Origin of the sequence: Rhodoligotrophos appendicifer (assembly GCF_007474605.1) — a bacterium.
GTDB classification, from domain to species: Bacteria; Pseudomonadota; Alphaproteobacteria; order Rhizobiales; family Im1; genus Rhodoligotrophos; species Rhodoligotrophos appendicifer.
This window is the reverse complement of the sequence record NZ_VHKL01000004.1, coordinates 266,801-287,215: the sequence shown is the minus strand read 5'-3', so window position 1 is coordinate 287,215 and position 20,415 is coordinate 266,801. Positions and strand designations below refer to the sequence as shown.

General features: G+C 58.9%; 16 protein-coding genes. 12 read left to right on the top strand and 4 right to left on the bottom strand.

Annotation, left to right across the window (positions count from 1 at the left end; genetic code table 11):
- Positions 1–331: 331 nt before the first annotated feature.
- Positions 332–607: a hypothetical protein gene (locus FKM97_RS10795; RefSeq protein WP_144292430.1), complete on the bottom strand. Its 276-nt coding sequence runs from the start codon at positions 605–607 to the stop codon at positions 332–334.
- A gap of 250 nt (positions 608–857) precedes the next feature.
- Between FKM97_RS10795 and FKM97_RS10790 the strand changes: the two genes are divergently transcribed.
- The 4 genes from FKM97_RS10790 (at position 858) to FKM97_RS10775 (ending at position 5,311) form a co-directional block, all read left to right on the top strand.
- Positions 858–1,832, top strand: a complete 975-nt coding sequence (locus FKM97_RS10790) for a tripartite tricarboxylate transporter substrate binding protein BugD (RefSeq protein ID WP_144292429.1) — start codon at positions 858–860, stop codon at positions 1,830–1,832.
- A gap of 49 nt (positions 1,833–1,881) precedes the next feature.
- Positions 1,882–2,337, top strand: coding sequence for a tripartite tricarboxylate transporter TctB family protein (locus FKM97_RS10785; RefSeq protein WP_144292428.1), 456 nt, complete (start codon positions 1,882–1,884; stop codon positions 2,335–2,337).
- A gap of 11 nt (positions 2,338–2,348) precedes the next feature.
- On the top strand, positions 2,349–3,854 hold the full coding sequence (locus tag FKM97_RS10780) for a tripartite tricarboxylate transporter permease (RefSeq protein WP_144292427.1): 1,506 nt from the start codon (positions 2,349–2,351) through the stop codon (positions 3,852–3,854).
- A 200-nt stretch (positions 3,855–4,054) separates the two neighbouring features.
- On the top strand, positions 4,055–5,311 hold the full coding sequence (locus FKM97_RS10775; RefSeq protein ID WP_205014891.1) for an MFS transporter: 1,257 nt from the start codon (positions 4,055–4,057) through the stop codon (positions 5,309–5,311).
- Between the two features lie 89 nt (positions 5,312–5,400).
- Here the strand turns inward: FKM97_RS10775 and FKM97_RS10770 are convergent, their stop codons facing one another.
- Genes FKM97_RS10770 through FKM97_RS26265 form a run of 3 tightly spaced genes read right to left on the bottom strand, consistent with a single transcriptional unit; the run spans position 5,401 to position 11,002 of the window.
- Positions 5,401–8,709 (bottom strand): error-prone DNA polymerase, encoded by a 3,309-nt coding sequence (locus FKM97_RS10770; protein WP_144292425.1) that lies wholly within the window; start codon positions 8,707–8,709, stop codon positions 5,401–5,403.
- 9 nt (positions 8,710–8,718) lie between these two features.
- Positions 8,719–10,230 (bottom strand): DUF6504 family protein, encoded by a 1,512-nt coding sequence (locus FKM97_RS10765; RefSeq protein WP_170240862.1) that lies wholly within the window; start codon positions 10,228–10,230, stop codon positions 8,719–8,721.
- The gene (locus FKM97_RS26265; RefSeq protein WP_170240861.1) at positions 10,211–11,002 is read right to left on the bottom strand and encodes an ImuA family protein; all 792 of its coding nucleotides are present in this window, start codon (positions 11,000–11,002) and stop codon (positions 10,211–10,213) included. Before FKM97_RS26265 ends, FKM97_RS10765 begins: the two co-directional genes overlap by 20 nt.
- Positions 11,003–11,288: 286 nt before the next feature.
- Here FKM97_RS26265 and exbB point away from each other — a divergent pair, with 286 nt between their 5' ends.
- The 8 genes from exbB (at position 11,289) to FKM97_RS10720 (ending at position 20,361) form a co-directional block, all read left to right on the top strand.
- Entirely contained in the window at positions 11,289–12,275 is a 987-nt protein-coding gene (exbB, locus tag FKM97_RS10755; protein WP_144292422.1) for a tonB-system energizer ExbB, read from the top strand.
- 5 nt (positions 12,276–12,280) lie between these two features.
- Entirely contained in the window at positions 12,281–12,730 is a 450-nt protein-coding gene (gene exbD / locus FKM97_RS10750; protein ID WP_144292421.1) for a TonB system transport protein ExbD, read from the top strand.
- 325 nt (positions 12,731–13,055) lie between these two features.
- Entirely contained in the window at positions 13,056–13,655 is a 600-nt protein-coding gene (locus tag FKM97_RS10745) for a polysaccharide biosynthesis/export family protein (protein WP_144292420.1), read from the top strand.
- Between the two features lie 471 nt (positions 13,656–14,126).
- Positions 14,127–14,459, top strand: a complete 333-nt coding sequence (locus FKM97_RS10740) for a hypothetical protein (RefSeq protein WP_144292419.1) — start codon at positions 14,127–14,129, stop codon at positions 14,457–14,459.
- Positions 14,460–14,505: 46 nt separating this feature from the next.
- Positions 14,506–15,843, top strand: a complete 1,338-nt coding sequence (locus FKM97_RS10735; protein ID WP_144292418.1) for an outer membrane beta-barrel protein — start codon at positions 14,506–14,508, stop codon at positions 15,841–15,843.
- 57 nt (positions 15,844–15,900) lie between these two features.
- The gene (locus FKM97_RS10730) at positions 15,901–18,120 is read left to right on the top strand and encodes a GumC family protein (protein ID WP_170240860.1); all 2,220 of its coding nucleotides are present in this window, start codon (positions 15,901–15,903) and stop codon (positions 18,118–18,120) included.
- A 151-nt stretch (positions 18,121–18,271) separates the two neighbouring features.
- A complete protein-coding gene (locus FKM97_RS10725; RefSeq protein ID WP_144292416.1) occupies positions 18,272–18,850 on the top strand; it encodes a hypothetical protein in 579 nt (192 codons plus the stop codon).
- Between the two features lie 47 nt (positions 18,851–18,897).
- A complete protein-coding gene (locus FKM97_RS10720; protein ID WP_144292415.1) occupies positions 18,898–20,361 on the top strand; it encodes an undecaprenyl-phosphate glucose phosphotransferase in 1,464 nt (487 codons plus the stop codon).
- Positions 20,362–20,415 lie beyond the last annotated feature (54 nt).

The window sequence follows — 20,415 nt, the reverse complement described above, 5'->3', positions numbered from 1 at the left end:
TCAATTGCACCAGGATTCGACGATAATCAAGCCTCAGACGCGACGAATCCGTGTTCCGAAAGCTGCCACCGGCAAGACTCTGCGCGGTCTTCGAGCCACTTGCTTCCCTTTTCATTTCGCCTTGCGAGATGCGAAGCCGCCGTCTCGAACATACTGGCGAGCCACAGAAGATTTTGCGGGTTAGGCGAAAGGGCTCGGACCAATGTTCGATATCGGCAGTCCGCCTGTTGGTATTCCTCCCAGGCGGCCAGAGCAATGATCCGAGCCGCATCGTTCTCTTGGCGCTCGGAGAAGCCGGGTTTGGCGTCCGTGGCTGCTTGGGTCTGCATGCTCAGCTCGAAACCGAAGAATTGTACCGGACTGCCTTGCGTGTGGTCAGCACATAGAGAACTGGCTGGCCATTCTGATCCGTGACCAGGGTTCCGGGTGCATGGGGGCCTGTGTATCGAACCACTTCCGGAAGGCCGCAGCTGCTTGTGCGGCATGTCTTGGTCTCGAGGACGGGCGAGAATACGGCCGATGTCGTCCCCGCGAGAACGTCTGTGCCAATATGGCCGGCGCAGAGAAGACCAAGGGCGGATGCAGCGACGATCGTTGCGGGTGACATGATGGGGTCCGTATGTTTGAGACGATGGGCTCGGCCTCGGCGAGCGCGCTTTCTCTAGCCCTCCAATGTTTCAACTCTCATGCAGGAGGCGGTGAAAAGTGTTTCAATTGTTTCCAGACGGCGGCCTTGGCCGCGGATCTTGCGCGCCCACGACCTTTGTCGACTTGCATTCGCCTCCGTTAGACCGCAGTCTTTTCCGAAATGATGCAATGCCCGCACTGGCAAACGGTGGGGAAACAGGGAGAGACTGATGAGCCTTGCAAAATGGTTGGCCGTATCGATTGTCGCGGCGAGTGTGGCGACAGCCTCAGCTCAAGAGACCTATCCCACCGGCCCTGTGACGGTCATCGTGCCCTTCTCGGCAGGCGGCCCGACGGATACGGTGACGCGACTGATTGCCGAGCCGATGGGCAAGGAACTGGGACAGCAGGTGGTGGTGCAGAACGTCGGTGGCGCCGGCGGAACCCTTGGCGCCGGACAGGCGGCGAAGGCTGCGCCCGATGGCCAGACGCTGTTGCTTCATCACATCGGCATGTCGACCGCCCCGACCCTCTATCGCAATTTGGCCTACAATCCGGTGACGGATTTTGAACCGATTGGCATGGTCACTGACGTCCCCATGGTGATCGTGGCGCGCAAGGATTTCCCGGCCAACAACCTGAAGGAACTCATCGAATACGTGAAGGCCAACAAGGACAAGGTGACCTACGCCAATGCTGGGATCGGGGCCGCGTCGCATCTTTGCGGCATGCTGTTCATGGAGGCTATTGGGACGGAACTGACCACCGTGCCATATCAGGGTACCGGACCTGCGCTGACGGATCTCGTAGGGGGCCAGGTCGATCTCATGTGCGATCAAACCACCAACACGACGGGTCAGATCAAGGGCGGCGAGATCAAGGCCTATGCGGTGACCACAAAGGAGCGACTGGCCTCCTTGCCGGATCTGCCGACCGCGGCTGAAGCCGGCCTTCCCGACTTTACGGTGGGCGTCTGGCACGGCCTTTACGCGCCTGCGGGCACTCCGAAGCCGGTCATCGACAAGCTGTCAGCGTCACTTCAGACGGCCTTGAAGGATCCCAACGTCGTCAAACGCTTTGGGGAGCTGGGCACGGTGCCCTCCACCAGCGAACAGGCGACGCCCCAGGCCTTGAAGGATCAGCTCAGCAGCCAGATCGCACTCTGGAAGCCGATCATCGACAAAGCCGGCGTCTACGCCCAGTGACATGAGGCCGTCGCCGGCGGGGGCTCGGGTGGCGGCAGTAGGACAGAGCATGCAGAAATCAGCCCGTGATGTTCTGGCCGGTGTGATCTTCATCGGCTTCGGGGCAGCCTTTGCCATCGCCTCCCTGGGCTATGATTTGGGAACGCCCGTCAGAATGGGGCCAGGATATTTCCCACTCGTCCTGGCGGGCGTCCTTGTGCTTCTCGGCTTGGCGATCGTTGGCAAATCCTTTCTGGATGCGGGCGCCGAGGCCATAGGAGCCGTGCCCTGGCGGGCCATGGCGTTGCTGATCTCGGCACCGATCGTCTTTGGCCTGATGGTCAAGGGAGCCGGACTCGCGCCGTCGCTTTTCGTCACCGTGCTGATGAGTGCCTTTGCAAGTCGCGCCATGACGGTGATGACGGCTCTCACGATCGCCGCTGTGCTGACTGTCTCTTGTGTCGCAATCTTCATCTATGGCCTTGGCATCACCGTGCCGGCCATTGGCCCCTGGCTGAAGTTCTGAGCAGCTGAGACATGGAAATACTCGCCAATCTTGAACTGGGGTTCAGCACCGCTTTAACTCCGGTAAATCTGCTCTACTGCTTCATCGGCGTGTTGCTCGGCACGCTTGTGGGGGTGCTCCCGGGAATTGGCCCCACGGCGACGGTCGCCATGCTCTTGCCGATCACCTTCAGCCTTTCTCCAGTCACCGCGCTGATCATGCTCGCTGGCATCTATTATGGCGCCCAATATGGTGGATCCACCACGGCCATTCTGATCAATCTGCCCGGGGAATCCTCATCCGCCGTCACGGCAATCGACGGCTACAAGATGGCCCGGCAGGGCAGGGCCGGGGCGGCACTTGCGGTAGCGGCTCTCGGATCTTTCTTTGCGGGCACAGTCGCCACCTTGGCGGTCGCCCTATTCGCCCCCCCTCTAGCGCGGATGGCCCTGCAATTCGGTCCCGCAGAATATTTCTCGCTGATCGTGCTCGGCCTCGTGGCCTCAATAGCGCTGGCGCATGGCTCGATGCTGAAGGCGCTGGCGATGATCGTGCTCGGGCTGCTGCTGGGTCTCGTCGGTCAGGATATCTACACCGGCACGCCGCGCTTCACCTTCGGGCTTTTCGAGCTCTATTCCGGCATCAATTTCGTCTCCGTTGCCGTGGGTGTCTTCGGCGTGGCGGAGATCCTGCGCAACCTTGAAAACGAGCATAATCGAGAGGTCGGTATTAAGAAGGTGACGGGCCTCTGGCTCTCGAAAGAGGATTTCAAGCGGGCGGCGGCACCCGTCCTGCGAGGAACCCTCTTGGGCTCGATCCTCGGCATCCTGCCTGGCGGAGGACACATCCTGTCATCCTTCGCCTCCTATGCCATCGAAAAGCGAATATCCAAGCACCCCGAGGAATTCGGCCAAGGCGCCATCGAAGGTGTGGCCGCTCCCGAATCCGCTAACAATGCTGCAGCCCAGACCTCGTTCATCCCCCTATTGACCTTGGGCTTACCGGCCCATCCGGTCATGGCGCTGATGATTGGCGCCTTTATCGTTCAAGGCATAACACCTGGCCCCAACGTCATCCGCGATGAACCGGCACTGTTCTGGGGAGTGATAACCTCCATGTGGATCGGCAACCTCATGCTGGTCCTGCTGAACTTGCCCTTGATCGGCATCTGGGTGCGGATGCTGACCATTCCCTACAATTACCTGTTTCCGGCGATCATCGCCTTCGCCTGCATTGGCGCCTATTCCTTGGACTTGAACGTCTTCGACATCTACATGATCGCCGTCTTCGGCATTGTCGGCTACGTCTTGGTCAAGCTCGGCTGCGAGCCGGCGCCTTTGCTGCTGGGATTTGTTCTCGGTCCGCTGCTCGAGGAGCACATGCGCCGGGCGATGATCATCTCGCGCGGCGATCCCATGGTCTTTCTTGAACGGCCGATCAGCGCCGGCTTGCTGGCAGCCGCCCTTGCTGCCTTGGCCCTGACCTTCCTGCCTTCGATCGGCAAGAAGCGAAAGGAAGTCTTCGTCGAAGAGGATTGACGCCGGACAGGCTGTTGCTGAGTGTCCACACCGCCGCCGTCTTCCGGCGTCAGACTGCGGCGACAAATGGTAATGCGCCCCGAGGATGGTTATTTTCGGGGGCTCCCGTCGGTTGCGAGACGGTACCGATCGATTCGTGGACAAGATCATCAATGGTCAATGCCGGGAAACGCCAAGCGAGCCGCTCAGCATTCCGTTGGGTGATTGTAGCGCTTCTGTTTCTGGTGGTGATCATCTCCAATATTGATCGTGCCGCCATGGCCTTTGCCATTGATGCCATCTCCTTCGAAATCGATCTGGCTCAAGACGAGGTCGGGATCATACTCGGTGCCTTCGGTCTGGGTTATGCGATCACGACCTTGCTCGGTGGAGTGGCCGTCGACGCTTTTGGGGCTCGATTCGTGATGTTCATCGCCATGCTGGTCATGGTCGCCGCGATGTCCATGGCTGCTCTCGCGACGTCGGCAACGACACTGATCCTTTCGCAAGGTCTTCTCGGTTTGGCCGCCGGACCTCTGTTTCCCGCCCTGACACGGGCGATCGCAGACTGGCTTTCGCCGCATGAGCGGGGAACTGCTTTGGCTTATTCCCTGGTTGCCTTGCCGATCGCCTTGGCAGTCAGCGGACCGCTTCTCACCGTCATCATGGCGCTTGCCGGCTGGCGGCCGATGTTTTGGGCATTGGCCATCGGCATAGGCCTGTGGATACCGGTGTGGATGTTGTTTTTTCGCGACGATCCGCAACGGTCGCCATTTGTAAGCCAATCCGAGCTCGAGCATATTGGCCGAGATCGGGCTTCCCATCGCTTCGTTGGCGTACTGGCTCCCGGTCGCCACGATTGGCTCTTCGTCCTCACCAACCGAACATTGCTCGCCAATGCCTGGGCTTTCTTCGTGTTCGGCTATTTCCTCTTCTTTTTCCTGACCTGGTTGCCGACCTACCTTCGCGCGGCGCATGGCCTAAGCCTTGATCAGGTAGGGTTGTTCTCCATCTTGCCGTGGCTCTGCGCGGCAGTGCTGCTTTGGGTGTTCGGGCTCTTGTCGGACTTTCTGCTGCGTCGGACGGGGCGGCTTCGCATTGCTCGATCCCTGTTGATCGGCTCAACCCAAGCCGTGGCGGCCCTTGCAGTATTGCCGATCGTCCTGGCCAGCGACATATACTGGACCATTGGCCTGATTTCGGTTGCTGTCGGCTTCAGCTTGGCCGCGAACACCGCTTTCTATGCGACTGTGATCGACATTGCCTCGAGGCGTGCCGGGGCGGCTCTCGGCGTGATGTACACGGCTTTCGCCCTGGCGGGCGCGATAGCGCCCTATCTCACGGGGCGGATCGTCGCCATGACCGGCCGTTTCGACGGCGCTTTCTGGTTGTTGGCAGCACTGTCCCTGTCTTCGGTCATCATCGTCATGGTGTTTCATCAACCCGACGACACCTTGCATCGGGCCCGGCACCGCTGACCTCACCAGACGAAGCTCTCGGCCATAGGCGCCAATGCAATTCCCCGCTGGACACAAGTGATTGATTACAAGTCTTTTAGGAGGCCACTTCAGTGGAAGTTGCGTCCCTTTGGCATCGCTTGCCTGGCTGTGATCTGCCGTGGAGCGGGGGGCGAGAGGTCCGGGGTATTGGAATGTCCTGGACGTTTCTCGCGGGAGTAGACCGGCCTCTTCGATTCATCGGGCGGCATGCGGGAATCGAGAGTGGCGGCGCCGGCGACGACGGTGTCGAGGAGAGGGCTCAGGTCCTCGAGCCGTTCGGCAATGAGGTGAATGACGCCGCTGGCGCTTTGGAGCCTCCCCGTGACGCCGACGAGGCGGCTGCCGAGAACCATGGGCCGGAATTCCTCGAATATTTTCGGCCAGACAATGACATTCGCCCAGGCCCCCTCGTCTTCGATCGTCATGAAGATGACCCCCTTGGAGGTGCCTGGACGCTGACGGACGAGGACCAGCCCCGCGATCGCCATTCGCCGGCCATTGGCGAGATGCGGTAACATCTCGCAGGGGGTGATCTTGCGCCGATGGAGCTCTGACCTCACGAAGCTTACGGGATGAGCCTTCAGAGAGAGCTTGAGATGCCGGTAATCCTCAATGACCTGCTCTCCGAGCCGCATGGGCGGAAGGTTGACGTCGGGTTCGATCTCACGGCCTTTGGCAGCCCGGAATAAGGGCAAGTCATCCTTATCGCCCGCCCGGTTGAGGCCTCGGATGGCCCAAAGGGCTGCGCGCCGGTCGAGGCCGAGGGAACGGAAGGCATCGGCATCGGCGAGCTTTTCGAGTGTTGCTGGGGAGAGACCCGTCCGGAGCCAGAGATCGCGAAGGGAATCATAGCCTTCCCCGCGAAGCTCCACGATCTTCTGACCCTCGTCCCAGGAGAGACCATGGACTTGGCGCAAACCCAGCCGGACGGCATGGGAGGAGAGGATGTCACCCTTCATGTCGCCATGTCGGGGGTGGAGCATGATGGGCGCCTCGGACACTTCGAGATCATGATCCCAGGATGAGGTGAGGATATCGACGGGACGGATTTCGATGCCGTGTTCTTGCGCATCCCGGATCAGTTGGGCGGGAGCGTAGAAGCCCATGGGCCAGGAATTCAGGAGGCCGACGGCAAAGACATCCGGATAGTGGCATTTAATCCATGCCGAGCAATAGACGATAAGGGCGAAACTCTCCGCATGGGAGCGAGGAAAACCGTAGGAGCCAAATCCCTCGATCTGCTTCCAGAGACTGTCGATGAAGACGGGGTCGTAATTCTTCTCCTTCATCCGGTTGACGAGCTTGTCGTGAAAGCGTCCGATCGTGCCGACATTGCGGAAGGTTGCCATGGCACGTCTCAACTGGTCGGCCTCTGTGGCTGTAAAATCGGCGGCGACCATGGCGATTTGCATGGCCTGCTCCTGGAACAGCGGCACGCCCAAGGTCGGCTTTAGGACCTCCTCCAGCTCTTTGGAGGGATAGACAGGCTGCTCCCCGCTCTGCTTCCGTTGGAGATAGGGATGCACCATGCCGCCCTGAATGGGACCAGGGCGGACAATGGCGACCTCGATCACCAGATCTTCGAATTTATCAGGCTTGAGCCGCGGCAGCATGGATTGCTGGGCGCGGCTCTCAACCTGGAAGACGCCGATCGAATCCGCGCGCTGCAGCATGGCATAGACGCGTTCATCATCCCCATCCGGCTCACTGATCTTGCTGAACGAGCGACCATAATGCTCATTCAGAAGGGTGAAGCATTTCTTGATGGCAGTGAGCATTCCCAGGGCAAGAATGTCGACCTTGAGCAGTTTCAGCGTATCCAGATCGTCCTTGTTCCATTCGACGATGGGCCTGTCTTCCATGGCTGAGCGGGTAACCGGCACCAGTTCATCAAGGCGGCTATGGGTGATGACCATCCCCCCGACATGTTGGGAGAGATGGCGGGGAAAACCGATCAATTCACGGGCCAATCGGAGAACCTGAGCCAGCCGCCAGTCGCTTGGATCCAGCCCGAGCTCCCTGACCCGTTCCTCCGCCACGCCCTCGGCAGACCAGCCCCACACGGTTCCTGCCAGCGCGGCGGTGGTGTCTTCGGAAAGGCCGAACACCTTGCCCACTTCCCGCAGGGCGCTGCGGGTCCGATAGGTGATGGTGGTCGCTGCCAAGCCGGCCCGCGCACGCCCATATTTACTGTAAACATATTCGAGAATTTCGGGCCGCCTTTCATGCTCGAAATCCACATCGATATCCGGGGGTTCGTTGCGGCTTTCCGAAATGAAGCGGGCAAACAGGAGCTTGCTGGTGGCCGGGTCGACTTCCGTGATTCCAAGACAGAAGCACACGGCGGAATTGGCGGCCGACCCTCGACCTTGGCAGAGGATCTCCCGTCTCTTGGCCTCGCGGACAATGTCGTAGACCGTCAGGAAATAGGGCGCGTAATTCAGATCGGCGATGATGCTGAGCTCATCTTCGATGGACTGGCGGACGCTCTCGGGAATTCCATCTCTATAGCGCCGGGCAGCACCTTCCCATGTGAAAGCGATGAGGGCGTCCTGTGGCGTGGCGAAACCTTCCCGGGTCTCGAGGGGATAGTCATATTTGAGTTGATCCATCGAGAAGTCGAGGCGCGAGAGAAAGCTGATCGTTTCAGCCACCGCCTCGGGGAAGGCGCGAAACAATCGCCCCATTTCTTGGGGATATTTGAGATGTCTTTCCGCATTGGCCTCAAGCCGCCGCCCGGCCTGTTCCAGGGTCACATGGTCCCGGATGCAGGTAACGATGTCCTGCAGGGGGCGCCGGTCGGGATGATGATAGATGACATCGCCAATGGCGATCAGCGGGATCTTGTGACGGTGTCCGATGTCTCTAAGCCGCGACAATCGCCGGGAATCGTCTCCCCGATACAGCATGGAGGCTCCGAGCCAGAGATGGCGGGGAGCGGCCTCCGTCAGCGTCTGGGCAAGAGTTTCGAAGGAGCTCCCAATCCGCCGAGGGGGGATGAGGATTAAGCAGAGGCCTTCGACCCAGTCCAGGAGATCGGGCAGAGTGAGCCAGCACTGCCCCTTGACCGCCTCCTCCCGAAGATTGCCATGGCTGAGCAGTCGGCATAGGCGTCCATAAGCAGCTCTGTCTCGGGGATAGGCGAGAATGTCGGGTGTCCCGTCGACGAAGACCAGCCGGCAACCCACGGCCACGTGCCCCCCATGCTCTTGGGCAGCGCCATAGGCGCGGACCGCACCGGCAAGGGTGTTGCGGTCCGCGATGCCAATGGCGGCAAGTCCAAGATGATTGGCCTGGACGACATATTCCTCTGGATGCGAGCCGCCGCGGAGGAAGGAGAAATTCGTGGTGACGGCAAATTCCGCATAGGCACTCATGGGCGCGGCTTAGGCGAAAAATCCATGCAGAAACCAGCGTGGTGTCGGTGTTCCTCGTTCATAAAGTCCTTCTCGGAACAACCAGAAGCGGCGGCCATCAATCGTCTCGATACGAAAGTAATCGCGGCTGGGTGGTGGAGGGCCGGAACTCGCCCACCATTCCAGCGAGATCCTCTCCGGCCCCTCGACCTGCGCGATTCGATGCGTGACGTGCCGCCATCGAAACTGCGCGGGCGGCCCGTCGGGCACCGTGGCGACAACATCGATTGCTTCAGGCTTTTCCAGGAGACGGATCGGTCTGAGAGGCGCGTTGCTGTCCTGCCAGAAACCATCACCCCCCACGTGAGATGCAGGCGACGCTTTGTTCTGCACCGGCACCATGGCGACGGCCCGTTCCGGGATATGGCTGTCCTGGGCGATGAATTCCGTGAGGTGATCGGATCCAAACCGGCTGTTGAGGCGATCGATCAAGCCTGCAAGGTCGGCCTCGGCCATGCTGGCCTCGTCGAGCCCTGGTTGCACGGGCCAGAGCGCCTCCGCAACGGGAGCCGCAAGGCGGATGCCATCGAAGCCATAACCGATGTCGAGATGCTGCAGCGTGTTGATTTTCTCAGCCAGCAACTGCTTCATCAGAGCCGGGTCGCGAAGCGGCCGACTGGTTCCGATACTGATGCGCTTGACGACGCCATCCACACGAAACAAGGACAATTCGAGTCTGCGGGCACCGCATTGGTCCTCCTCGAGGCTTCTCGACAACCGTTGCGCCAAGGCACCGGCGGTTGCGAGCGCTGCGGCCTCCTGCGTGATCGGCTCGGCAAAGACCTGCTCTTCCCAATAGCGGGGAGGCAGGCGGCGGAATGCGATCACTTCCTCGCGCTGGCCCAAGGCCTGATCGAGACGCTCCATGAGCAAAGAGCCGAAGCGGGCAGTCAGCGGTGGCCGCGGCAGATCGATGATGTCGCCGATCCTGAGGAATCCCATCCGCCGAAGAGCGTCGAGCATCGGCGAGGGCAACTGCAGTCCCGCAAGCGGCAGCGGGCTTAGAGCAGCCCTGATCTTGCCCTCTGTGACAATGCCGCCTTTGCTGAACTTGGCCACCGCCCTGGCACAGGCAGCACTCCCGGCGACGGCGGCGACCGCGGTGAGTCCTGTCCGTTTGAAGCGGCCCAGAATATTGCGCCCGAGGGCGGCCTCTCCACGAAAAAGATGCGCACAGCCGGTAATGTCGAGCAATAACTCGTCCGGCGGGTAAAGGGCGACCATGGGGGTAAAGCGATCGCAGGCATCCGCCAAGGCTTCCAGCAGGGCAAGATCCTCTTGGCGATGGGGTTGGGCAACCTGAATGTCTGGATACATCGCCCGCGCATCGGCGAGCGTCATGCCCGGCTTTAAGCCGGAGGCTTCTGCGGCTTCATTCACGGCTGTTACGCGCAACGCCTGTCTCGACAACTCGGCGACAACGGTTTTTGTCGCGGAGAGGACCTCGCCCGTCTCGCCTGGCTCAGGCGGCACCGCGAGCATAAGACGGTCCGTGCTCAGCCGTGGCAGCCAAATTGCGAGGTATCTTCTCGAAGAACTCATGGCTTTCTTTGTCCCAGACGAGCGCCCATTGGCCTGGTGGTCCGGAACGATTGCGGGCGAGGATGACGTTGAAAGCTGCAGCGCCAAGCCCGCCATAGCCATCGCGAACGTCGCCCGATTGCGTCGTGACGATCCATCGTGTCCAGGCTGCGGTTGATTGGGACCCGGGCTGATGCCGGATCACGACCCCGAGGCCATCCTGCTCGCGGGCGGCCAAGGCGAGACGCCGGGTAGTGGTGAGATCGAGACCTTTGTCCTGGAAGAATTCCCCAATAACCATGGCAATCCCGGGACATTTGAGGGCCTCTTCCATAGCCCAAAGGGCATCGCTTGGCCGATCTGGCTTCAACAGGAGCAGTCGGTCGGGATCCAGCCCGAAGGCCTCGATGCCCGGTCCGTAGAGAGACCCCATTTCAAGCTGAGACAGCCGATCCTGAATCCAGAGAACCCGCCGTCCTGTCTCTGCTAGACCCCTGGATACAAAACCGAGAACGAAGCCCACCGTCGTTCCTGCGCTGGCAGTGTTGCCACTACAGGCCTCATGCACGGCCCGCCGACAGAGGCCTCCACCCAGCAAAGCGTCCAGGGAAGGAATGCCCGAGGGCAGAAAATGCTCTCGCCGGATGGGCCCCCCTCGGGAGCCTGTCCGTTCCAGCTTTGCAATTCTTCGTTGGAGGCGTGCGAACTTCTCCGCAAGCAAAGGAACAGGCACTCGCAACCTCGATGTTCATTATTTGTTCCTATGGATTCCATAGCCGCCTGCAGGAGTCAATCACCCAACGGCCAGAGCGAAGGAAGGTCCGGTCATCTGTCGCAATTCAGGGTTGTTGCCTCTTCTCCCTTTCGTCGTCATATCTGGTCTTGCGGATACTGCGGGACTTGCGGCAGAAGTGCCGCAAGGCGATTGCGCAAGCCAGCCAGCCATCCATCGGCAGTCTCCCAACACAGCGGAGGCAAGCGAGCCAGCGCTCCTTCTCCCAAACAATGGTGTGTCCCTTATGTTGACGAGATTATTTCCAAGAGCGGCGCTATTGGCATGCGCCATGGGGCTGATCCTGAATGGGTTGTCTTCCGCGGTGGCACAGCAGGCTGGCTCGGATCCTTCCTCTCCGCCGCAATCACAGGCTTTGGATCCCGCCGCGCCGTCTCCTGTGCCAGAAGGAGCGACAACCGAGCCGACGCCGTCCCAGGAAACTATTCTTGATACTGAGGATGCGGGTTCCTTCATTGCCCCCGGCGTCAACAAGGCGGCACTACCTCACGATCTTTCCCCCTGGGGGATGTTCCTGGCTGCAGACATTGTTGTGAAGGCGGTTATGGTTTCCCTCGCTTTCGCATCGGTCCTCACCTGGACGGTCTGGTTGGCCAAATCGATCGAACTTCTCGGAGCCAAGCGGCGCACGTCTCAGACGCTCGGCGCCCTGAATGATGCACGCTCGCTCCACGATGCGGAAAAGATGCTCTATCATGCGAGAGGGGCCAGCACGGACCTTGTGCGCGCTGCGCGCGCAGAACTGACCTTGTCCGATGCCTTGGCATCCGAGGGGATTAAGGAACGCCTTGCCACCACCTTGAGCAGAATAGAGGCCCGCGCAGGACGCACCATGACCAAGGGCACGGGTCTTCTCGCCACGATGGGATCGACAGCCCCCTTTGTCGGACTTTTCGGCACGGTCTGGGGGATCATGAATGCCTTCATCGGGATCTCGAAATCCCAGACCACGAATCTCGCCGTGGTGGCCCCCGGCATTGCAGAGGCCTTGCTGGCCACGGCCTTGGGGCTGGTCGTCGCGATCCCCGCGGTGATGATTTACAACGTCTTCGCCCGCGCCATTGCCGGGTATCGGGCGAGTTTGAGCGATGTGTCCGCTGGCGTGATGAAACTGGTAAGTCGTGACTTGGATCGTCAGGCTCTGAATCACACAACGCCCTCTTCGCGACCGGCGGAGCGGGCTTCCTTTGGTCGAGTTGTCCCGGCGGAGTAATCACTATGGCAGCAAGGCTGGACGAGAGCGGCGGCGATGACCTGGTGGAGACCCACGAGATCAACGTCACGCCGTTCATTGACGTAATGCTGGTTCTCCTGATCGTCTTCATGGTGGCAGCACCTCTGGCGACTGTGGATGTGCCCGTGGATTTGCCGATGTCCAATGCGACCCCTCAGCCGCGCCCGGACAAACCGGTTTTTCTCTCTGTTCGATCAGACATGTCGTTGGTCCTGGGCAATGACCGCCTGTCCCGCGATGAGCTTGCGGCGCGGCTCAATGAGGCGACACAAGGGGACAAGGAACAACGGGTCTTCCTGCGGGCCGATCGGATGGTGTCCTATGGCGATGTCATGGGGGTCATGAACGACGTCAGGCAAGCCGGTTATACCAAGATCGGTCTGGTTCAGTTGGAGGTCGTCGATCCCGCCGCGGCCGCAGCGGGCAGACAGTAAATGTTTGTTTACCCTTTTGTGAGTGCTGCTTAGTCTCGAAATCTTAGCTTTCTCTTCAGCATGACAAAGATCAGCCGACGGATGTCTCTCCGCTTTAGTTGGCCCCCTGACAATTATGTGCCAATTCGATACATCTAAGATCGCTCGATAAGCTCATATCGCGTTGCACCATGAACTCTAATATGTTCCTATAGCGCTGAGGATTGCAGGATCGTCAGTATTGATCTCATGTATGCCACATTTGTGTCCATAATGCACATGCGGGCAGGAGATTGTCCCAAAATGGGACTGACATCCTCCGGTTGGGCCACGGCGAGGGCGAGTTTTGAGTAAGGCTATTCGGGCAGCAATTGTCATGCTTTCCATGGCGTTGGCGGGGTGCATGGGCGCGGGCGGAAACCCGGCGGCATACCAGCCTACGGCCACGGCAAGCCCCGCAGGATTGAACTCGGCGGCGCCGGTGAGCCAGTCTTACCGGCTGGGTTCGGGCGACAAGCTGAGAGTAATCGTGTTCGGTGAGCAGGATTTGTCCGGCGAATTTGAGCTCGACGCCAATGGCGATTTCTCTCTGCCGCTCGTGGGTCAGATTAATGCCGGCGGAAAAACCGCGCGAGACGTCGAGCAGGCGATCGGAGCCAGACTGTCGCAGGGATACCTGAAAAATCCAAGTGTCAGTGTGGAAATTTTGAACTACAGGCCGTTTTACATTCATGGAGAAGTAAAGTCGGCTGGGGAGTATCCTTACTCCAATGGTCTTACACTTCAGGCTGCGGTCGCAAAAGCTGGCGGATATACGTATCGGGCTGATATGAGCACTGTGTATATTCGCCGAGCAAACGAATCGGCGGAAATGGCCTACAACCTAGACCGGCCGGTGAACGTCCTCCCAGGAGATACGGTGAGGGTAGGCGAGCGGTTTTTCTAGAGCCGGCGACCTCCGCGATTGTGCGATGCAATATGGGACACCCTGGCCCATTTTTGGGACGCTGTTAAGAAATCAGAATTTATTTTCATTATGAAAAGCTCTCAAAGAAGATTCGTCACGATGCTGAATGTCTCGATGCCCGGCGATGCGGTTTTCCTCCGTTAGATAGCAACTTAGTGTTCGAATCTGGCGTGTGATGATTAAAACAGTTCGCTGTAATGATTTTGTTAACGAACTCAGTTCTCGTGTTGCTTTCAATAAGTCCTCTGATGAGGGCAGATTTTCTTAAAGCAGTGCAAAAGGACCCTGGAGAATTTATTCTGATTTCAGGTATTTTGTCTTGACGGTGAGATGTAGGCGCGTAGTATTAAGGTTGGTAAAGCGATGAGAGGGGCGGGCGGAGACGTTCGTCGTACGTGCGCAGGATCGCTTTAACTTTGTGCGGGAGTTAGACATATGTCCAAGAGCCGAATGAAAATGTTTTTAGGCAGTGCCGTGATGGCGGCGGCGCTCGCGGTGTCTTCAGTGGCGCCGGCGACAGCCCTGGAGGGATTCCGGGACCGCCTCGGCAAGATCACGGAGCGGCAGAGTCGGGCGCCGGTTCAGTCGGTTGCACTGCAGCGCGACACGAATGGCGGTATCTCTTCCCAGCGTGCTATGCGTCAGCGGCCTTTGGGCGAGCTGCGGAGCGCGTTTCGGGAACTGCGTCAGGCCATTCGCTCTGGCGACCAGGATGCCGTGCGGGATGCTCTTCGCAGGATCTCCGACATATTGACCGGCGGTGTGGTCAGCCCGAACGCCTGATGATTTAGTCTTGCGTGTGTATTGGCGCATGGCTTGAGAGTATTGCTTGGCCGGCGGGGCGGTGATGAGTTTGAAGAAACACGCGGCATGGCTCGGGGGGGCCGTCCTTGCGGTTGTTTGGGCTCAGCCCGGCCATGCGCAGGCGGTATCTAGTGGGGTGGCTGGTGCCACTCAGACGAGAAGTGCGTCGACCGTATTCAACAATACGGTCGTCTCCAAGAGCCCGGCTGAGTCTAATGCCGTGCGCAGCAGGCCCCAGGAGGATTATGATCCGATCGGCGGTCGGGTCGGGTCCTTCTTCCTCTATCCGTGGCTGGAAGATGCGATAATTTATGATGACAATGTTTATGCTGAGCCGCATGACAAGATCGGCGATGGGCTGAACAGAGTGAGTGGTGCCGTTTCGGCGGTTTCGGATTTTGCCCGACATGCGCTGAATGTCAGCGTAGCATTTGATAATTACACCTATTTCAACGAGTCCCGCCAGAACCGGACGGATGTCGGCGGCAAGGCGAACTGGCGGGTTGACGTAACCCAGGACTTCAACATCACGGGCTTTGCGAATGCGGTCTATGATCATGAGCCGCCCGGATCGTTAGAGGCGCCGCAGAATGCTCTGGAGCCGGTACCGTTCACCAATGTCGAGGGTGGTCTGTCTCTGAACAAGCGCTTCAACCGGCTTTCGGGCTCACTCGCCGGGTCGGCGGCGACGATATCCTACGATAATGTGGACGCGGTCGGAGGCGGAACTCTGAACCAGCATTATCGTGATGGTCAAACCTATGTCGCCGCGACCCGCTGGGCTTACGAGTTCTCGCCGGGCTACGCGGGTTTTGCCCTTGTCGAGGGCAATGTCCGGGATTTCGACAAGGATGGTTATAACCGAAGCTCTCAGGGCATCACCGGGCTGGGAGGGGTCGAGTTCGACATCACCGATCTGATCCATGGTGAGCTCGGCTTCGGCTATCTCGTGCAGGACTACAAGGATGGCGATCTAAAGGATATCAGCGATTGGACTATGCGCGCGGCGGTTCTCTACAATCCAACCGCACTGCTCACATTGAACCTGATTGCCGAGCGCCGCGTCGGCGAGACAATCCAGACAAATGCATCCGGGCGTCTGGATACTCTTGTCAGGCTCGTCGCTGACTATGAGATGTTGAGAAATTTGATCTTCTCGCCTTATTTAGGTTTCATTCATAGTAATTATGAAGGAAGCGGTCGTAAAGACGATCTTGTGACTACTGGAATCAAGGTTGATTATCTCGTCAACCGCAATTTCAGCGCGAATATTTTTTATGACTTTACTGATAGAAGCTCGAATTTTAGTCAGTATGATTATACGCGAAATTACACCGGAGTAGGTCTGCGGCTTCAGTTTTAGAATTGCGGCCGCCTAACTCCGATCGCCTCAGCTGTGGAGTGCTGAAATCGGATGTTGATGAAAAACGAAACTGTTGCAGCGGTTGAGGACGCGGAGATTGATCTCCGCGAAATAATGAGGGCGTTGCGCCGCCGGTGGCAGCTCATCGCTGGAACGATTGCTGTTGGGCTGGCGCTGGTTTCCTTGTACCTGATGGTCGCAACACCGCTTTATACCGCCTCCGCCAGCATCCTGATTGATACCCGCAGTAAAGCCGTCTTCGACGCCGAGGCGGTCCTCTCCGGCATGGGGGCCGATACTGCGGCGATTGACAGTCAGGTGGAGTTGATCAAGTCGACCGCGACGGCTCTTCGTGTTGCTGACAAGCTTAAATTGGCGAATGACGTGGAATTTCGACCGACGTCCGACGGTTTCTCGCCCGTTGGATGGCTCATGTCCATGTTTCAGTCCGAAGCCAAAAGTGACGCGACTCCGCTTCCTGTGGACGACACCCTTACACCGGAACAGGCCTCCCTGGCGCAGGCGGTCCTCACGGGTCTCGATGTGAGACGTGAGGGGCGCACTTATGTGCTTGTGATCAATTACACGGCGAAGAGCCCCGACAAGGCCGCCCGCATTGCGAACGCCTTTGCCGGAGAATATCTGGTTGATCAGCTGGAGGCGAAATTCGAGGCGACCAAGCTCGCGACCGATTGGCTGAATGAGCGTCTGTCGGCCTTGGCGCAGAATCTCAGAGTGTCTGAGAACGCTGTTGAGCAGTTCAAGCAAGAGAACAACATCATCAGCACCGGTGGCCAGGACATTTTCGAGCAGCAGCTTGGCCAGATCAACCAGCAACTCGTCCTCGCAAGTGCAGATGTGGCCGAGGCGAAGGCTCGCTATGATCGCGTTTTGGAAATTCAAAGCCAGCCGAATAGCCAGCGGTCTTTGGAAGCGGTGATCCGGTCCGACGTGGTGGCGCAGCTGCGAGGACAGCAATCAACCATCGCTGGCCGCGAGGCGGAGCTGGCCACCCGCTATGGCAGCAAGCATCCGCAGGTGATCAACATCCGCGCGCAGAGGGGGGATATCGAGCGCCAGATCACCCTGGAAGTGAGCCGTGTGGTCGCCAACATCAAGAACGATTATGAGGTTGCTCTTACCCGAGCCGAGTCCCTGCAGGAAAGTTTGGAAAAACTCCAAAGCGGGATCGAAGGCAATAAATCCGCGACCATCAGGGTCCGCGAGCTCGAACGGGAAGCCAGTGCCAACCGGGCCCTGTACGAGGCGTTCTTAGGACGATTCAAGGAGGTCTCCCAGCAAGAGACCCTACAAACTCCCGAGGCACGGATCATTGCCAAGGCCTTTGCACCCACCTCCGCATCCTATCCCAATAAGAAGCTCGCACTCGCCATTGCCTTTGTTGGCTTCTGCGGGATCGGGGTCGGCTTGGCCTTCCTGACGGAGCATCTTGACGACTCGTTCAAATCCAGCGCCCAGGTCGAAGAGGTCCTGAAGCTCCCCGTCCTTGCGACTGTGCCGCTCATGCTCGCCAGCCAGCTGAAGAGCGACAAGGGGGTGATCCCCGCGGAGAAGTTCGCCGTAAACAAACCGCTATCGACTTACGCGGAAGCTATACGGGCGCTCAAGATGGAGATCCTCCTCTCCAATATCGACCAGCCGCCGCGTGTCGTCATGGTCACCTCTGCGGTCCCGGCCGAAGGCAAGACAACCCTGTCTTCGAACCTTGCCTCCTTTGCTGCTCATACGGGCATGAAGGTACTGCTCATGGATGCGGACTTGCGCCACCCCGCGCTGACCAACCGTTGGCTGGGCGAGGGTGCAGACAGTGCACCCGGACTTGTCGAGTTCCTGGTGGGGCAGGTTTCGGCGGAATCTGTGTTGTTGAAGGATCCCGAGACGCATCTTCATTTTCTTCCGGCCTCCCAGCGCGTGCAGAACACGGCCGAGGTGTTGGAATCCGCAAAGATGAGAGACTGGCTGCGACGTGCACGTGATCTTTACGATCTGGTGATCGTCGACAGCTCTCCAATAACGCCGGTTGTGGACTCCCGCGTTTTGGCGAAGGAAGTGGATTCGATCCTCCTCGTGGTCGAGTGGGACAAGACCCCCCGAGAGGTCGTGATGTCGGCCATGCGAAATCTGGGACCCAACGCCCATCGCATCGCAGGCGTCGCCTTGAATAAAGTCAATGTCAAGAAGATGAGCGGGTATAGCCCCTATGGATACGGCTATGCCTATGGAAAATACCCCCATTATTACGGCAAGGACGATTGAGTTCTTTCGGGGACTTGAAGCGGTATGGCGGAATTCGCGAAGGTAACAGGCGGTGAATAGCCGAAAAGCATATGTTCAGCTCGTGCTTGCTCTTGTTCTGAGCGGCGGATTGTTTTGGCTTGCGGCTCCGAGAGCTCTCGCCGAATGGGCAATGCTTGATGCCAGTATCGCCGAGGCCGCCGATCCTTCGAATACTGCGCCTGCACTCGCGGCAGCAGCTCGGGCCGTGTATTGGCAACCGGCCAACCGCGATGCGCAACTGCGCTATGCCACTTTGCTTCTTTCCAAATATGATCAGGAGGAGGAGAGCGACAATCCGCAAGCCTCTTCGACGCTGGCGACGGCACTGGAAGCCTATGCTCGGGCCGTCCAATTGGCGCCAGGATCGCCCAATGCTTGGCTTCAGATGGCTCGCCTCTACCGCGCTGCCGAAGATAGCGACCGAACCGTCGCCGCATTGCGCGCGTCCTATCTGACAGGCCCCAGAGAAGGCTGGCTGAGCTCGGATCGCACCCCGCTGGCACTGGCGCTGTGGGCGGAACTGGATCCCGAGTCCAGGGCCATGGTGCAGAGGGAATTGAGGTTCCAGACGCCACGAATGCTTGCCAGTCTTTACTTGACGGCCCCCGAGGGCTCCAAGGAGGCAGTGGTCTCCGAGGCGGAGACGAGACCGGATAATGAGCAGGAGATCTTCTTACGAACGATGGAGAGGCTGGTTCCAGCGGACTGATAGTGGCGATCGATAGAGTGCAGAGTGCGTAGGAGAGCGGGGCCGATATGAGCATTGTTGAACAGGAATTGGCTGGGAAGGGCCAGGCGGGCTACGGCCTGCAGGGAATCCTCGAATTCCTGAATCGCCACGGCATCAACCGAAAGGTCCTTATGGACATCGGTATGGCTGTGGAGATGGCCATCATCGTCGTCTCGGCAATCGTCGCGAAGCTTCTCTACATCGATGTCTATCTGGCCCAGGAATCCGCGGATACGGCGAGCTATGCGGGGGTAGGGTTCATGGGGGCTCTCGTCTGCGCCGTGACGCTCCACAAGCAGAAGCTATACGACGCGGAGCTGTTCGGAACGCAGTCCGGACATGTCAGGCGCTTTTTCATCGGCCTTCTCATCGGGTTTCTGATCGTCGGAGCGGTCGGCTACGTCGTGAAAGTGTCGTCGGACTATTCCCGCGGTTGGGCGATTACGTGGTTTTTACTGTCCCTCACGCTTCTGGTCCTCGAGCGAAAACTGGCCGTGCGACTGATCGGCGGCCTGTTTGAGCGCGGTGCATTTGCAAAGCGCGTTGTACTCGTCGGCGCGGGCGCGCCCCTCGAAGCCATTCAGCGACAGTTGGCGGACACGCCGGCCGGGATGGTCGTCGCGGGGGTCTACAATTATGACACTCATGCAGTGGTGAATCAGTCGGCGTTGCTGGAGCAGATTACTTCTGGAGTGAGGTTGTCTGGCGCAGATGAAGTCATACTGGCCCTGCCTCTCTCTTCCGAAAAAGAGATCGCGTCCGCCGTCCTGAAGTTCTCTCAGATGCCGGTGGGCATATCTTTATATCCAGGGGAATTTTCGACGGCCGCATCTGTGAAGTCCATCCGCACGCTGGGTGCAACCAGGCTGCTCGCGTTGCAAACGCGGCCCATCGACGATTGGGGCCGCATTTTCAAAAGTCTGTTCGACCGCATCAGCAGTCTCGCTCTGTTGGTGATGCTGTCCCCTGTATTGAGCCTGATCTGTCTGGCCATCAAGCTCGACAGTAAGGGCCCCGTGTTTTTCCGGCAGAAGCGCCGAGGCCTTAATCACAAGGTCATTGATGTGTGGAAGTTCCGCACCATGAAGGTGATGGAAGATGGAGAGAATGTGGTCCAGGCGACCACGAATGATCCACGCATTACGCGGCTAGGGCGCCTTTTGCGCAAGACCAGCCTCGACGAGCTCCCCCAGCTCTGGAATGTGCTGAAAGGCGAGATGTCCCTGGTGGGCCCGCGTCCACACGCCATGGTTCACGACGAGTATTACGGTGAGCTGATCGAAGAATACGCAAACCGGCACAAGGTCAAACCGGGGATCACTGGCTTGGCTCAGATCAGTGGCTTCAGAGGAGAGACGCAGACACCAGACCTGATGCGCCGTCGTGTCGATTGTGATCTTTATTACATCGAGAACTGGTCATTGGCGACCGACATGGAAATTCTCGTCAAGACGACCGTGAAGGGCTTTGTCAGCGCCCAGGCTTATTGACGCTGCATAAGAAAGGAGCCGATATGGCTCCCGTCTTGCGATGGCCTTTGCAGA